This is a genomic window from Streptomyces sp. NPDC059398 (assembly GCF_042751845.1).
In the GTDB taxonomy this organism is placed as follows: domain Bacteria; phylum Actinomycetota; class Actinomycetes; order Streptomycetales; family Streptomycetaceae; genus Streptomyces.
The window spans coordinates 14138-30877 of sequence record NZ_JBHYWP010000010.1 but is presented as its reverse complement, the minus strand read 5'-3'; the positions used below and the strand labels follow the sequence as shown (position 1 = coordinate 30877).

Here is a 16740-nt window from a genome sequence, read left to right as displayed (position 1 = left end):
CGCGCGCTCGCCCCCCCCCCCGCCCGGGGGGCGGGGGGCCCCGCCCCCCCGGCGCACCGGCACACGGTCGGGCGCCGGCGCCCGCTCCGTACGCGGACGGAGTGCACCGGGCTTCGGGTCGAGCAGCGGCATGGGGGGAGCCTCCTGGGCTGGGGCGCTGTACGGGTGGGGTGTACGGGGTTCGGGGGGTTGTACGGAGGGCGGTCGTTCGGAAGACCGGGTGTACGGGGATCGGGTGCACGGCGACGGCGGTGAACGGAGACGCGGTCCCCGGCGTGGCCCGGCGAGTGCGGGCTGCCGTCAGGGGCGGTTCCCGCCCGCCCCGTCCATCAGGGTGGCAAGCAGATCGCCGAGGGCCTCGCGCTCATCGGCGGCGAGGGGCGCGAGGATCTCCTCCGCGGCCCGGCGGCGGGCGTCGCGCAGCGCACGCAGGGTGGCCCGGCCGCTCTCGGTCAGCTCGATCCGTACCACCCGGCGGTTGCTCGGATCAGGCACCCTGCGGACGTCACCGCTCTCCTCCAGGGCGTCGACGAGGCTGGTCACGGCACGCGGCACCACTTCGAGCCGCTGGGCCAGGTCGGCCATGCGCGGCGGCTCGGCGCAGTGCGCGACCGTACGCAGCAGACGGGACTGCGCGGGGGTGACGCCGACCGGCCCCAGATGCTGCTTGTGGATCCGGTGGAGCCTGCGCGTCAGCCGCAGGAGCTGCTCGGCCAGCAGGCCGTCGGCGTCGGGGGCGCCCGGGGGTGAGGACATGGGCGAACAGTAACAGGACCATGTGCATTGTGAGTATAGGTAACAGTGCATTATGCTCGACGGGCCGCCCCGGTGCGTCCGGGGCTGTTCCGTTCTCACGCCATGCCATCCCCTCCCACGCCATCTCACGCCATGTGCGGTGACCGCGGCGGATCCGGCACCGCGGCGGCGCCGTCCCGCGCCGCCTGCCGGACCCCAGCCGGATTCTCTGCTGGAATCACCGCCGCACCACCCGGGCCCGCACCACCCCGGACCACTGCCGAGCCACCCGCCGAAGGAGCCCATGAAACCCGAACGCCCCGATGGGACGCCCCCGCCCCCAGCGGCCGGGCAGCCGCCCGCCGAAGTGCGGCGCATCGTCCGGCTCTTCCGCCCCTACCGCGTGCGCCTTGCGCTCGTGGGGCTGCTGGTCTGCGCCTCGTCGCTGGTCTCGGTCGCCTCGCCGTTCATGCTGCGCGCGATCCTCGACACCGCGATCCCGCAGGGCCGTACCGGCCTGCTGAGCCTGCTCGCCCTGGGCATGATCGCCACCGCGGTCGTGAACAGCGTCTTCGGAGTGCTCCAGACCCTGATCTCGACCACGGTCGGACAGCGCGTCATGCACGATCTGCGCACCGCCGTCTACGCCCAGCTCCAGCGGATGCCGCTCGCCTTCTTCACCCGGACACGCACCGGTGAGGTCCAGTCCCGCATCGCCAACGACATCGGCGGTATGCAGGCGACGGTCACCTCCACCGCGACCTCCCTGGTCTCCAACCTCACGGCCGTCATCGCCACCGTCGTCGCCATGGTCGCGCTCGACTGGCGGCTGACGGTCGTGTCGCTCCTGCTGCTCCCTGTCTTCGTCTGGATCAGCCGCCGGGTCGGCCGTGAGCGCAAGAGGATCACCACCGAGCGGCAGAAGCAGATGGCGGTGATGGCCGCCACCGTCACCGAGTCGCTCTCCGTCAGCGGCATCCTGCTCGGGCGCACCATGGGACGCTCCGACTCGCTCACCCGCGGATTCGCCACGGAGTCCGAACGGCTCGTCGACCTCGAAGTGCGCTCCAGCATGGCCGGGCGGTGGCGGATGTCGACCATCGGCATCGTGATGGCCGCCATGCCGGCCGTCATCTACTGGGCCGCGGGTCTCGCCCTCCACGAAGGCGGGCCGCAGGTCTCCATCGGTACGCTCGTCGCCTTCGTCTCGCTCCAGCAGGGCCTGTTCCGCCCTGCGGTCAGCCTGCTGTCGACCGGGGTGGACATGCAGACATCGATCGCCCTCTTCCAGCGGATCTTCGAGTATCTGGACCTGCCGGTGGACATCACGGAACCCGAGAGCCCGGTACGGCTGGACGCGGTCCGGGGCGAAGTCCGCTTCCGCCAGGTCGACTTCGGTTACGACGAGAAGAGCGGCCCCACCCTGGAGGCGATCGACATCGCGGTGCCCGCGGGCGGCAGCCTCGCCGTCGTCGGCCCCACCGGCTCGGGCAAGTCCACCCTCAGCTATCTGGTGCCCCGGCTCTACGACGTGACCGGCGGCCAGGTCACGCTCGACGGGGTCGACGTACGCGAACTTGACTTCGCCACGCTGGCGCGGGCGGTGGGCGTCGTCTCCCAGGAGACCTACCTCTTCCATGCGTCGGTCGCCGACAACCTGCGCTTCGCCAGACCCGACGCCACCGACGCCCAGCTGGAGGAGGCGGCCAGGGCCGCCCAGATCCATGAGCACATCGTCTCGCTGCCCGACGGATACGGGACGCTGGTCGGTGAACGCGGATACCGCTTCTCGGGAGGCGAGAAGCAGCGCCTGGCCCTGGCCCGTACGATCCTGCGGGACCCGCCGGTCCTGATCCTGGACGAGGCCACCAGCGCTCTGGACACCCGTACCGAACATGCCGTGCAGCAGGCCATCGACGGCCTGTCGGCGGGCCGTACCACCATCACCATCGCGCACCGGCTCTCCACGGTCAGGGACGCCGACCAGATCGTGGTGCTGGACAGGGGCCGGGTCGCCGAACGCGGTACGCACGACGAACTGCTCGCCCTGGACGGCCGGTACGCGGCGCTGGTCCGCAGGGACGGCGAACTGGCCCCGACCGTCTGACACCCCGCGGCGGGCACGTGGTGACACGACAGCGCCGCCGCTCCCGTGGGACGGGAAGCGACGGCGCCGGTCGGAACGGGGTGTCAGACGAGCCAACCCACGAAGTGGACGATGCCGACAAGCAGGTCGGTGAGGAAGTTCATGGTGGTGCGTTCTCCTTGTGCGTGTTCATCTTGTGCGTGGTTCATGGGACTGCGCAGTCGCGGTCTGCAGCCCGTCGCTTGCGCACAGTAAGCATGTCGCTCCGCACGGTGGCCGGGCAAGCCAATCCCGTACGATCACACGTTCCAGCGAACATCCGCGCCCCTGTTCGCGTGTTCGTCAACTTCGTGTGCCGTCAACCTGGCGCCGCGCTCCGTCAGGCGGCAGGCGCGCCGATGACGGGCAGGGGGGCTCCGGAGCCGTCGAGGAGCCGCCGGATGTCACGGACCGCCGAGCGCCCGGCGCGGTTGGCGCCGATGGTGGAGGCCGAAGGGCCGTAGCCGGTCAGATGGATCCGCTCGTCGCGGACCGCACGGGTGGAGTCGAGCCGTATGCCGCCGCCCGGCTCACGGAGCCTCAGCGGCGCCAGATGGTCGATGGCCGCACGGAACCCGGTGGCCCAGAGGATGCTGTCCGCGGCCACGGTGCGGCCGTCGTCCCAGGCGACCCCTTCCGGGGTGATCCGGTCGAACATGGGCAGCCGGTTCAGAACACCCCGGTCCCTTGCGGCCCGGACCGCGTCGTTCACCGGGAGGCCCGTCACCGATACGACACTCTGTGGAGGCAGTCCCCGCCGTACGCGCTCCTCGACCAGGGCGACGGCCCGCCGGCCCTGCTCCTCGTCGAACGGACCCTCCCTGAACACCGGCGGGCGCCGCGTCACCCAGGTCGTACCGGAGGCGACACCGGCGATCTCCATCAGATGCTGGGTGCCGGAGGCCCCGCCGCCGACGACCACCACGTGCTGCCCGGCGAACTCCTGGGGGCCGCGGTACCCCGAGGTGTGCAACTGCCTTCCGCGGAAGGTCTCCTGGCCCGGGTAGCGCGGCCAGAACGGCCGGTCCCAGGTGCCGGTGGCGCTGATCACCGCACGCGCGGTCCAGACACCCTCCGAAGTCTCGACGCGCAGCCGCCCGCCGTCGCCCTCGCGCACCGCGGTGACGTCGACGGGCCGGCGCACCCGGAGCCCGAAGGCCTCCTCGTACGCCGTGAAGTACTCGCCCACCACCTCGGACGACGGCCGGTCCCCGTCGGCGCCGGTCAGCTCCATACCGGGCAGCGCGTGCATCCCGTGGACCTTGCCGTAGGTGAGCGTGGGCCAGCGGAACTGCCAGGCACCACCCGCGTGCGGCGCATGGTCCAGTACGACGAAATCCCGGCCGGGAACCAGCCCGGCACGCCGCAGATGGTAGGCGCCGGACAGGCCCGCCTGCCCGGCGCCGATGACCACCACGTCCACCGCGCGCACATCAAAGTCGTTCACGTTTCATCCAACAGTGCGGGCCTACGGGATCTTCCCGCGCGGCCGGAGCGCCTTCCGGGCCGCGCACGGGGCCCGGAAGGCACTCCGGCCGCGCACGCGGGAGGATGGGAGCCATGTCAGACACCTTCACCACACGCACCGTCCACATCGGGACAGGCGGCCGTGAGACCGTCACCGACCTGACGGGGGAGTGCGAGGACTTCCTCCGCGAGGCGGCGGCGGGCCGCGACGGCCTGCTCAACGTCTTCGTGCCGCATGCGACGGCCGGTATCGCGATCATGGAGACCGGCGCGGGCAGCGACGACGACCTCATCTCGTCCCTGCACGAACTGCTGCCCGCCGACGACCGCTGGCAGCACCGGCACGGCAGCCCCGGCCACGGCAGGGACCACGTGGTACCGGCCCTGGTGCCACCGCACGCGACCCTTCCGGTGATCGGGGGGCGGCTGGAGCTGGGGACCTGGCAGTCGGTGTGCCTGGTGGACACCAACAGGGACAATCCCGACCGCCATGTGCGGCTGTCGTTCCTCGGGTAGCTCCGGGGGAGTCACGACCGTCGTGCTGTGCGAATTGCTCGCCTGCGCGACCTGTGATCCCTGACAGGGCAAGTCAGCTCGTGGTTGGGGCAGGGAGAGGTCAGTTGTGGACGGCAGCCGTCACGGCTGACGCAATGGCCGCGCGCGTGATTCCAGTGTTCGTGAGATTGGCGCTGCCCGAGCCTTGCGCGTGGGTGCTGGCCAGCAGGAAGCGCGTTTTCGGATAGCGCTTGGCATCGCGGGTGGCTGCCCCGTCGGGCGCGGTGCCCACGGTCACGACGACGGTGCACTGTCGGGAGACCAGGGAAGCGAGGTACGGGGCGGCATTGGCGGTGTTCTGAGGCCCCGTCACGGCGAGGTAGGACACTTTGGCCCTGGTTCGTGCGGATGCGTCCTGCATCCCTTTCCATACTGGGGTCACCGCGGAGTCGGCCAGGCCGTTGGCCGGGGTCAGTAGACATGCCTGCTGCTGGCTGTAGGCGCGGGCGCGGGTCGGCGGGTTCTTGTGTGCGCCGCCTCCACCCGTCAGCAGTGTCACCGCTGCGGCAGTAGCCGCGATCACCGCTGCACCGCTGGACAACAGCACGCGCTGCCGTGTCCCGAACATCGCCTCTGTCACGTTCACAAGCGCACTGTACGTGCCGTATCTCCCGTCCTCGCGGCCGGCCTTGGGTGTCCGGCACGAAGCGCATACCGGGCTTGTCCCCTCTGACCAGCGAATATCGTCGCGTGGCGCGGGTGTCACCGTGCCCGGCTCGTCCGGCATCAAGTAACTCACTGGAAAAAATCCGGACAAGTCTGAAAAGGATCATTGCGGCAAAGTGCTCAACTGCGGTCATGTATTGGTCATGTAAGGATCAAGAACCTCTATGGCGTCTGTTCTTTAGGTCTTCCATACACACAAGATCAGCACGCTTCCTTTTCCTTCTGTCCGCTGGAGTCTCCGCCGTGCGTGCCTGCCCCTACCGTCGTACCCGCCGCATGAGACGGCGGGTGGCGTTGCTCGTACTGACGGCGCTGGCCCTGATGCTGACAACCCAGCAGGCGGAAGCCGAGGACCTGGCGTTGGGGGCGTTCGCGCTGCCGAGCCTCACGTCGTTGTCGTCCTGGTTCAAGGACCCGAAGTGGGGCAAAATCCCGCACCAGCAGGGCGGTTCGGCCGCCCATCGCAGCCACCGTGCCTCCGCGGCCTCAACCCGGGCGGGCAAGGGTGCGGGGCATGCGCCGGGAAAGGGGCACGGTGAGCTCGACGCCTATCACCCCTATGCCAAGGCGGGCGGCAGCGGAAAGCGCGGCAGGTACAACAAGAGCCGCAGGACGCGGGGTTTCGACGCTCACACCAGCAAGCGCGACGCACGCAAGTCCTCCCGAACGGCCACCGCCTTCGACAACGCTGACGGCACCGTCAGCCGGAAGGTGTACCAGTCGCCGGTGAACTACCGTGACGACAAGGGCCAGTGGCAGCCCATCGACACCGGCGTTCAAGCAGGATCCGACCATCGGTGGCACGAGAAGAAGAACGCCCTGGCAGTCGACTTCGCGCCCAAGGCCGCCGACTCCGCACTCGCCTCCGTCGCAACAGACAACAGCCACTCCCTCAGCTACGGGCTGACGGGTGCTGCACCCGTCGCAGGAAAGGCCGATGGTTCCCGCGTCACCTACAAGGACGTTCTGCCCCACACCGATCTGGAAGTCGCCCCGATCGCCACCGGGCTCAAGGAGTCGGTCGTCCTGCACTCCGCGCAGGCCGGGAACCACTGGACGTTCCCCCTCAAGCTCAAGGGCCTGACCCCGAAGCAGGCCGACGACGGCTCTATCGACTTGCGGAACTCAGCAGGCAAGACGGTCGAGCGGATCCCTTCGGCGTATGCCTTCGACTCCGCGATCGATCCGCGCTCCGGTGACCCGGGCACCACTCACGCCGTCACCTACGAACTCGTCCGGGAGCAGGGCGATTACGCGCTCAAGGTGTCTCTCGACGATCACTGGCTCCACGACACACGCCGTGTCTTCCCCGTCACTGTCGATCCGACCGTGACCGACGGCTGGACCACCACCTACGCCGAGTCCGGCAACGCCGGCGACCACTCGTCCGAGCAGACCATCAAGGTCGGCTCCTACGACTCCGGCACGCACTCGGCCGTCAGCTACGTGAACCACTGGGACACCGCGTGGGACGCCAGCGGGGCCACCGTCACTTCCGCGACCCTGCATCTCTTCGACACCTGGGCTGCCACCTGCACGGCCGAGCGCTTCGACGTCGCCCTGGTGACGAGCGCCTGGACTCCGAGCGGTGTCACGGGTTACCCCGGTCCGACGCATGGCTCCTCCATCGGCAATGCCACCCCGAGTGTCCCCCACGCGTGCGCCAACTCCGCCGCGGACCGGTCCGTCGGTGACTGGGTGAGCGTGCCGCTGACGGCCTCCGCCATCCAGGGCTGGTTCAACGGCACCACCGCGGACCACGGGCTCGCTGTGTACGCGTCCACCGCGGACGCCCTGCACTGGAAGCAGTTCGGCTCCTTCAACGACCCGTCCCTCGGTCCGTACATCGTCGTCAACTACACGTCCAACACTCCGCCGCAGTTGTACGAGCAGTTCCCGAACAACAACGCCGTCGTGAACACCACCACCCCGGAGCTGACCGCGTGGGCCGGCGGTGCCAACTCCACCGACGGCAGCACGAACAAGTACGAGTTCCAGGTCTATGACAGCGCCAACAAGAAGGTCGCCGACTCCGGCCTGATCGCCACCGGCGACTGGACCGTACCGGCTGGCAAGCTCAAGTGGGGCCAGACCTCCTACTGGACCGTCCAGGCGTACGACGCCGGCCTGTACTCGACCGCGACCTACACCGCGATCTCCGTTCAGGTCCCGCAGCCTGTCATCACTTCCGGGCTTTCGCAGAACAGCAGTGACCACGGCTTCGACGCCTCCAGCAGCAACTACACGACCTCCGACACGGACGCGTCCATCTCCACCGTCGGCCCTTCGCTGGACGTCGAGCGCGACTACAACTCGCGTGACCCGCGCTGGACCGGAGGATTCGGAGCCGGCTGGTCGAGCATCTTCGACTCACGGGCCACCGAGCAGTACACCGGGTCGGGCGCCGTATCCAGCGTCTTCGTCACCTACCCGGACGGCTCGCAGGTCGGATACGGCAAGAACCCCGACGGTACGTTCTCCGCGGGCTCCGGACGCTTCGCCACCTTCAAGTCGGTCACCGGTGGCTATTCGCTGACCGACAAGGACGACACGACCTACGCCTTTACCCAGTCCCTGGGATCCGGAGGATACGGCCTCACCTCGGTGACCGATGCTGACGGCAGGACTGTCAGCCTCACCTGGGCGGGCGGGCACGTCACGCAGATGTCGTCCACGGTCTCCCACCGAGCGCTGCACCTGACGTGGTTCACCCCGACCGGTGCGAGCGCCGCGCACATCCAGACGGTGGTCACCGACCCGGTCACCGCCACCGACCCGGCAACCGCACAGACCTGGACCTACGGCTACACCGGAGACCAGCTGTCCACCGTCTGCTCACCGATATCCACGACTGCCTGCACCAAGTACGGATATCAATCGGGTTCGCAGTACCAGAACGCCTCCCTCGATCTCGACCCGCACGCCATGTGGCCGCTGTCGGAGGCTTCCGGCAGCACAGCCAAGGACGCGGTCCTGGCCAACGAAGGCACTGCCAACGCCACTTACCAGAACGTCACCCTGGGGCAGCCCGGTCCACTGACCGGAGGTACGGCCAAGGCCGCCGGGTTCAACGGCACATCGTCGGACGTCGTGCTTCCGAACGACCTCGGGAACGACACCGACTCCGGCGCCATATCCCTGTGGTTCAAGACGTCGGCCGGCCCCGGTGTTCTGTATTCGTACGCCTCCCAGCCCATCAGCTCCGGCGACGCGGCCGGGTTCTACACCCCGTCCATCTACGTGGGTAAAGACGGCAAGCTGAACGCCGAGTTCTGGTACAGCGGCGGCATCAACCCCATCGTCACCAGTGCGTCGGTCGCCGACGGGAAGTGGCACCATGTGGTGCTCTCGGCTGCGGGCAACTCCCAGAGTCTGTACCTGGACAGTGCGAAGGTCGGCTCACGCAGCGGCACCGTATCCATCCAGAGCGCGGTCGCCTTCGGCAAGAACCAGCCCTTCAACTACCTGGGCACCGGCTTTCTCGGCGGAAACTGGCCGGACGAGCCACATCAGAGCTCCACGTCCAAGGACGGGTACGCGACCTACTTCAACGGCTCCATCGCGGACGCCACCTGGTACGACCGGCCGCTGGTCGCCGCCGACGTCAGCTCGCTCTACAAGTACGGAACACACACGGCGAGCCTCCTGACCTCCGTCACCCGGCCCTCCGGCAAGACCTACCAGACGATGGCCTACGACCCGGTCACCACTGCGCTGACCCAGGAGACCGACGAGAACGGTGGCGTCTGGAAGCTCGGTGCTCCGACCGTCACCGGCTCCAGCCAGACCTACCGGGGCGCGATACTCGGCAGCGCACCCGCCACCTACTTCCGGCTCGGTGAAACGGCCGGCGCCACGACGGCACTCGACGAGACGCGCGGCGGCAACGGCACCTACAGCGGCGTGACACTGGGCGCCACCGGACCGTTCACCGACCAGAAGACAGCCTCCTTCAACGGCACCTCGTCCCGCGTGCAGATACCCGACACCGTCACCGGGGACAAGGAAGCGACCGCGGAGGTGTGGTTCTCCACGACCCACGGCGGCGGCATCCTGCTCAACGCCCAGTCCAGCCCGGTGGGCGGCACCGTCGCCTCCACCGCCCCGATCCTGTGGATCGGCTCGGACAACAAGCTGCACGGCGGCTTCTACACCACCGGCGGCTCCGTCCAGCTCTCGTCGGCCGGTACGGTCACCGATGGCAAATGGCACCACGCCCTGATCAGCGCCACCGGAACCGCCCAGACCCTCTACCTGGACGGAAACCAGTCCGCGACCAAGGCATCAACCGCCGCCCTGACGAACAGCGCGCGCAGCACGATCTATCTCGGCACGGGCACCACCGGAAGTGGCTGGACCGGTCTGACCGGCGGCACCACCGCCTACTTCAACGGTTCGCTCGCCGACGCGGCGCTCTACCGCACCGCACTCACCGCGCAGGACGCCGCCGCCCACGTCGAGGCGGCCAAGAACTCCACCGGGCTGCTGCCCGTGGAGACCGTGAAGGTGACGTCCCCGACTCCGGCCACCCTCACGTACACCTACGACGTCACCAACGGCAACCGGGCTCTGACCGAGACCGATGGTCTCGGCAACAGGACCAGTTTCGGGTACGACACCGGTGGATTCGAGCACACCGTCACCGACCCCAACGGGGCGATGACCATCACCGGGCACGACGTACGCGGCAACGTGGTCTCCTCGACCACCTGTCAGGACCAGGTGGCCCATCACTGCTCGACCGACTACTACAGCTATTACCCCGACGACACCACCGCGCAGCTCACCACCGCCGATCCGCGCAACGACCTGCTGCTGACGGAGCGGGACGGACGCTCCTCGTCCGGTACCGACGACACCTATCTGACCTCGTACACCTATGACACCGCAGGTGACCAGACCAAGATCACCGGCCCCGCGGTGGCCGGATTCCCCGACGGCCGCTCCACCAGCACGGTGTACTCCGACGGCACCAGCGCCTACCCCGCCGCTGACAGCGGAGCAGTGCCGAAGGGCCTTCCGGTGAAGACGGTCAGCCCCGGCGGCGCCGTCAACTCGGTGTCGTACTTCAAGAACGGCGACGTCGCCTCGACCACCGACGCCGTCGGCCTCGTGTCCACCTTCAGCTACGACGGACTCGGCCAGGTCCTTACCAAGAAAGTCGTCTCCGACACCTACCCGGCCGGACTCACCACCACCTTCACGTACGACGCGGCAGGTCAGGTCGTCGAGGAGGACGACCCGCAACTCACCGACCGCATCACCGGCGCCACTCACGCCGCCGTCTCCACCACGGTGTTCGACGCAGACGGCAACGTGACCTCGCAGACGGTCGCCGACGCGAAGGGCGGAGACAAGCCCCGTACCGAGACGCAGACATACGACGCCTACGACCACGTACAGACCGAGTCCGACGCGAACAATTCCGCAGGCGCGGCCAACGGCAACACGACGACGTACACCTACGACCTCTCCGGGAACAAGACCACGGAGGTCACCTCCTCGGGCACCGAGACCCGGTACACGTACAACGACAACGGTGACCTGCTCACCCAGGGCGTCATGTACACCGGCAGCCCGTTGAACCCGCAGACCCCCTCGCTGCTCATCGAGTCGTCGCGGGCCTACGACCCAGCCGGCCGCCTCGCGTCAGTGACCGACGCCATGGGCAACACCACGGCGTACACCTACACGGACGACGGACTCACCGCGACGGTGAAGCGCACCAGCGCAGACGGCAGCAGCAGCTCCGTCCTGGAGGCGGACACCTACGACGCCGCGGGCAACGTACTCACCAGCACCACCGACAACGGTGAGAACGTCACCAAATACACGGTCGACGCGGCGTCCCGCAACACCTCCACCACCACCGACCCGACCGGTGTGGACCGCGTCTCCACCGTCTCGTACACCCCCGACGACGAGGTCGCCAGCGAGAGCGATCACGACGCCTCCGGCTATGACGCCACCACGACCAGTACCTATGACGCCATGGGCAACACGCTCAGCGAGACGCTGTACGGCGACGCCTCGGGGCACCCCAGCGGCTGGTGGAAACTGAACCAGCCCTCGGGCACCAACGTCACCGACTCCTCCGGGACCGGGAACACAGCTGCAGCCTCCGGCGTGACGTGGTCGGATTCCGCCGCGCACTTCTCCGGCACCACAGGACAGCAGATCTCCACCAACGCGCCGGTGCTCGACACCACGGCCTCGTACACGGTCTCCGCCTGGGTGAACCTGGACTCGCTTCCCACGCACAACGCCGCGGTGGTCGCCCAGACGGGCAGCGCCAACAGCTCCTTCATGCTCATGTACAACACCTCCCACAACGGCACACCGCTCTGGGATATGGAGCAGACCACCAAGGACGCGACCGGCACCGCTTTCCCCGGGGCCTATGCGACGGCCGCACCGAAGGCCGGATCCTGGACCCATCTTGTCGGGGTCTTCGACGCCACGACCGGCGCCGAACAGATATACGTCGACGGGGCGTTGTCGGGAACCGGGACCAACGCCACACCGTGGAAAGCCACCGGCCCGCTGACCATCGGTCAGGACGAGTACGCGGGAGCCTCTGCCGACCCGCTGCCGGGCGGTGTATCGAACGTGCAGGTCTACCAGCGAGCTCTGTCCTCCTCCGATGTCTCCTCCCTGTACGGCAAGGGCCGCACGGGCGGCACCGTCGGCTCTTCCAACGAGCAGACCACGTCGTACACCTACGACAAGCGCGGACTCCGGTCCTCGATGACCGACCCCGAGCACAACACGACGAACTACTCGTACGACGAGGCCGGAAACCTCGCGGTCACCACCGCGCCGGCTGTCCAGGCCGAGGCCGATGGAACCAACCCGGTCACCATGCACCCGGTCACCTCCAGCGGCTTCAACACCTTCGGTGAGTCCGTCGAGGAGCAGGACCCCGACGGCAATGTGACAACGACGGCGTACGACGCCAATGGCAACAAGGTCTCCGAGACCCTGCCCCCGTACACACCGCCGGGCGCGAGCGAACCGGTGGCCGATACCTCGGCGTGGACCTACGACAGCGACGGCAACCAGCTCACGCAGAGCACGCCGGGCGGCAGGACCACGCGCTCCCTCTACGACCAGCTGGGCAACGTCGTCCAGGTCACCGACGCGGACGGAAAGAACACCCAGGCTTCGTACGACACCGCGGGCGACCAGCTGACGTCGACGGACCCGACAGGAGCGTCCACCCAGGCAACGTACGACTACCTGGGCCGGCCGCTCACCTCCACCACCCTGGAGCGTTACCCCTCCACACGGACGCTCACGACGACCAACTCCTACGCGGTGAGTACCGGCAACCCGTACGGGGCGCACCTCGCGTCGACCACGTCCCCAGGCGGCGTCACGACGTCATACGGCTACAACCGGGCCGGTGACGCCACCTCGATGACGGACGGCGCGGGCAACACGACCAAGTACACCTACGACTTCGACGACAACCCGCAGAAGGCGATCCTGGCCGACGGCACCTGGAGCGAGACCGACTACAACGCGTCCGGCCAGCCGACGTACGACAAGCAGTACGACGCGAACGACAAACTGCTCAGCCAGTCCTCGCAGGAGTACGACGGCGCCGGCAACGTCATCGCATCCACCGACCCCAACGGGCACACCAGCCGTTTCACCTACGACGGGGCCGGCACGGTCACCCAGGAGATCCAGCCGGTCGACGCCTCGACGTCGATCACGACCAGCTTCGGTTACGACGCGGCCGGCAACCGGACGCGCTTCACCGACGGACGCGGCAACTCCTGGCGGTACACCTACAACGGCCGCGGCCAGCAGGCGTCGATCGTCGAGCCCACCACGGCGCAGTACACCTCGGCGGCCGACTCGACCACGGCCTTCGCCTACGACGCCGACGGCCAGATGACCAAGGCCGTGCTGCCGGGCGGCACGTCGACGTCGATGACGTACGACGCCAACGGCGACCTCAAGACGATGTCCGGACAAGGCGCGGACGCCGCCACCGCGACCCGCAACTTCACCTACGACGGTATCGGCCGGGTGAAGAGCGCCGACACCGACGCCGCGGGTATCGCGGGCCAGGCCGACCACCAAGACGCCACCCACGAGGCATTCGGCTACGACGACCGCAGTGACCTGCTGTCGGCCTCGGGTTCCGCAGGTACATCGAGCTTCACCTACAACGACGACTCGTCCCCACTGACCAGGACGGACGCGGCGGGGACCACGAGGTACGGCTACGACACAGCCGGCCGGCTCAAAACCCTCGACGACCCGGCCACCGGCACCCAGCTCTCGTACACCTACGGGCAGCTCAACGAGGTCAGGCAGATCCAGTACGGCGCTACCGGCCAGGTCAGGACGCTGGGGTACAACTCCGCTCACGAGCTGACCGGTGACACACTGCGTCAGGGTGCCACGAACCTGTCGAACATCACCTATGGATACGACGACAACGGCAATCTGAAGTCGAAGAAGACGGAGGGTGTGACGGGCGCGTCCTCGAACACCTACACCTTCGACTGGGCGAACCGCCTGACCTCCTGGAACGACGGAACGAAGAACACCGCCTACAGCTACGACGCTTCAGGCAACCGGATCCGGGCCGGCGCGGACGTCTACACCTATGACGCCCGCGACCAACTGACCTCTGACGGCACCCACACCTACAGCTATTCGGCGCGCGGCACCATGACCTCGCAGTCATCGGTGGCCGACGGCACACAGAAGTTCACGACGGACGCCTTCGGCGGGCAGATCACCGCCGGTACACAGTCCTTCGGCCTCGATGCGATGGGCCGGGACATCACGGACCGGGAATCCGTGTCCGGCGACACCCGTACCTTCCGGTACTCCGGGGCGGACAACACGATCGCCTCGGACGACGACTCCACCTATACCTACGACCCCTCCGGCGGCCTGGTCGGAATCGGCTCGCAGACCGGCGGGTCGGGTGTGCTCGCGCTGACGGATCAGCACGAGGACGTAGTCGGGACGTTCACCTCGGGTGCGAGCGCCCTTGCGGGCTCGGCGAGTTACGACCCGCTGGGGAACACCCTCGGACTGTCCACCGTGGCAGGCCACCTGGGCTTCCAGTCAGGGTGGACACAGCCGGGCTCGACCCCTGATACGGATTCGGGTGATGTCGGAACAGCATCACGCTGGTACAACCCGGAAACCGGAACATTCCGCAACAAGGACACCATCGCACTGGATCCGGTTCCGAACTCAGTGTCCGCGAACCCCTTCGCCTACGTCGACGACAACCCCATGGCGGGCACGGACGAGTCGGGCAACTGCTCCTGGTACGACGTGGTCTGCGGCGCCAAGAAGGTAGTACACAAGGCCAAGCATGTTGTGAAAAAGGTGGCGCACAAGGTCTACCACGCGGTCAAGAAGGCCGTGAAGAAGGTCGTGCACGCTGCCAAACACGTGGCCCGCAAGATCGTGCACAAGGTCCGCGACGTCTACCACGCCACCGTGCGGGTCGTCCGTCGTGTCTACCACTACGCATCACGCAAGGTCAGACGGGTCTACCACGCAGCGGTGCATGTAGTGCATACCGCCTACCACAAGGCATCGAAGGTCGTGCACCGGGTGGTGCACGCGGCGAAGAAGGCCGTGCACACGGTCAAGAAGGCCGTCAAGAAGGCCGCACACGCCGTGAAGCAGGCGGCACGCACCGCCTACCACGCCACGGTCACGGCAGCGAAGACAGCGGCCACCTTCGTCAAGCACCACGCGGCTGCGATCACGTCATTCGTCGTGTCGACAGCGGTGTTCGCGGGCTGCGAGGCCGTGACAGCGGGCGTCGGTACGATCGGCTGCGCGGCAGCCGCAGGCGCGGCGGGAGCATTGGTCACGCAGGGCTTCGCCTGTGCCCAGAAGGGCGGCGACGCGTGCAGCGTCGGAGCCTTCGCCGGCTCGGCGGCCGAGGGCGGCATCGAGGGCGCACTGGGCGGCGCGCTGGGCAAGATCGGCGGCTCGCTGCTGGCGAAGGCTGCGCCGAAGGCGATGAAGGTCGTCGGCGGGTTGTTCGGGAAGGGCGCATCGGAGGCCGAGGAGACCGCGGCCGCGGACGCGACATCAGAGGCCACGGCACGAGGGGAGCAGGAAGCGGCAGGATCGCGGACCGAGGGGTGCGGAACGGTCCACAGCTTCACAGGCGGGACGCACGTCCTGATGGCCAACGGGACATCGAAGGCCATCGCCCAGGTCAAGGTCGGTGACACGATCGCCAACTCGGTGCCGGGTACGTCGGGCACCGAGGCGCACAAGGTCACAGCGGTGATCGTGACCCACACAGACCACGACTTCGTGGACGTGACGGTCAAGGCGGCCGGAGCTGCCGCGGCGAAGGACACGCCGGCATCCGCATCGACACCGGCATCGGGCAAGGACTCGGTGGCTAAGAGCGTCGCGAGGAAGGCGGTTCGTAAGGCCGCCTTCGGCCTGGCGGCGTCAGCCGCGGTACTGGGCGCCCTGTCGGCGCACCACGCGACAGAGCCCGCCTCGACTACGGCCACGGTCGCGGCTGTCGGTCAGGTGCAGTCGGCTCAGACATCCGCGTCGACCGCGGTCGACGAAGCGGTGGCGGACGGCGAACACCTCACCACCACCTTCCACCACCCCTTCTACGACAAGACCCGTGCCGCGTTCGTTGACGCCGAGGACCTCAACCAGGGGGACGTCCTTCAGTCCCCGACCGGCACGGCAAAGGTCACCGGCGTCCGCCTTTACCACGCCAACACCACTACCTACGACCTCACTATCGGCAGCCTGCATACGTACTATGTGCTGGCGGGGGCTACACCGGTCCTCGTCCACAATTGCGGCGGGAGTAAGCTCAAAGACGGTGAGCAACATGTCTACCGCGCCGTGAAGGATGACGAGTTGAAGCAACTCATGGACACTCGACGTTTCCAGAATCCGCGCGGAATCGAGTCGAAGTACTTCTCTTCAACGCCAGAGGGTGCAGCTCTCTACGCTAAATCCGCCCATGCGACGTTCCCTGATGAGGGCGCTTACACGTTGGTGCGTGGCGTAATCAGAACTGAACATATTCCTGCGGAGAGCAGGATTGAGCATCTTGCGGACGGGGGTGGCGGAATCGACGCCTTCGCGCTCTGGGAGGATTCAATGAGTACGATCGGTCGAGTCCGGATCCTTCCTTCCATGCCGATCCCGTAGGT

The 16740-nt window shown here is 67.9% G+C and carries 6 protein-coding genes; 3 read left to right on the top strand and 3 right to left on the bottom strand.

Annotation, left to right across the window (positions count from 1 at the left end; all coding sequences use genetic code 11):
• Positions 1-300: 300 nt before the first annotated feature.
• Positions 301-756, bottom strand: a complete 456-nt coding sequence (locus tag ACFXBC_RS05925) for a MarR family winged helix-turn-helix transcriptional regulator (RefSeq protein ID WP_385019132.1) — start codon at positions 754-756, stop codon at positions 301-303.
• Positions 757-1039: 283 nt separating this feature from the next.
• On the opposite strand from ACFXBC_RS05925, the gene ACFXBC_RS05920 reads away from it, so the two are divergent.
• Positions 1040-2842, top strand: coding sequence for an ABC transporter ATP-binding protein (locus ACFXBC_RS05920; protein WP_385019130.1), 1803 nt, complete (start codon positions 1040-1042; stop codon positions 2840-2842).
• A gap of 358 nt (positions 2843-3200) precedes the next feature.
• Here the strand turns inward: ACFXBC_RS05920 and ACFXBC_RS05915 are convergent, their stop codons facing one another.
• On the bottom strand, positions 3201-4292 hold the full coding sequence (locus ACFXBC_RS05915; protein ID WP_385019264.1) for an NAD(P)-binding domain-containing protein: 1092 nt from the start codon (positions 4290-4292) through the stop codon (positions 3201-3203).
• 128 nt (positions 4293-4420) lie between these two features.
• Between ACFXBC_RS05915 and ACFXBC_RS05910 the strand changes: the two genes are divergently transcribed.
• On the top strand, positions 4421-4843 hold the full coding sequence (locus ACFXBC_RS05910; protein ID WP_385019128.1) for a secondary thiamine-phosphate synthase enzyme YjbQ: 423 nt from the start codon (positions 4421-4423) through the stop codon (positions 4841-4843).
• Positions 4844-4943: 100 nt separating this feature from the next.
• On the opposite strand, the gene ACFXBC_RS05905 is transcribed toward ACFXBC_RS05910, so the two are convergent.
• A complete protein-coding gene (locus ACFXBC_RS05905) occupies positions 4944-5468 on the bottom strand; it encodes a hypothetical protein (RefSeq protein WP_385019126.1) in 525 nt (174 codons plus the stop codon).
• A gap of 356 nt (positions 5469-5824) precedes the next feature.
• On the opposite strand from ACFXBC_RS05905, the gene ACFXBC_RS05900 reads away from it, so the two are divergent.
• Positions 5825-16738 (top strand): LamG-like jellyroll fold domain-containing protein, encoded by a 10914-nt coding sequence (locus tag ACFXBC_RS05900; RefSeq protein WP_385019124.1) that lies wholly within the window; start codon positions 5825-5827, stop codon positions 16736-16738.
• Positions 16739-16740: the final 2 nt, after the last annotated feature.

Coding starts and splice junctions, on each gene's coding strand:
- ACFXBC_RS05920 (WP_385019130.1), top strand. CDS start 1,040: ATGAAACCCGAACGCCCCGATGGGACGCCCCCGCCCCCAGCGGCCGGG.
- ACFXBC_RS05925 (WP_385019132.1), bottom strand. CDS start 756: ATGTCCTCACCCCCGGGCGCCCCCGACGCCGACGGCCTGCTGGCCGAG.
- ACFXBC_RS05900 (WP_385019124.1), top strand. CDS start 5,825: ATGAGACGGCGGGTGGCGTTGCTCGTACTGACGGCGCTGGCCCTGATG.
- ACFXBC_RS05910 (WP_385019128.1), top strand. CDS start 4,421: ATGTCAGACACCTTCACCACACGCACCGTCCACATCGGGACAGGCGGC.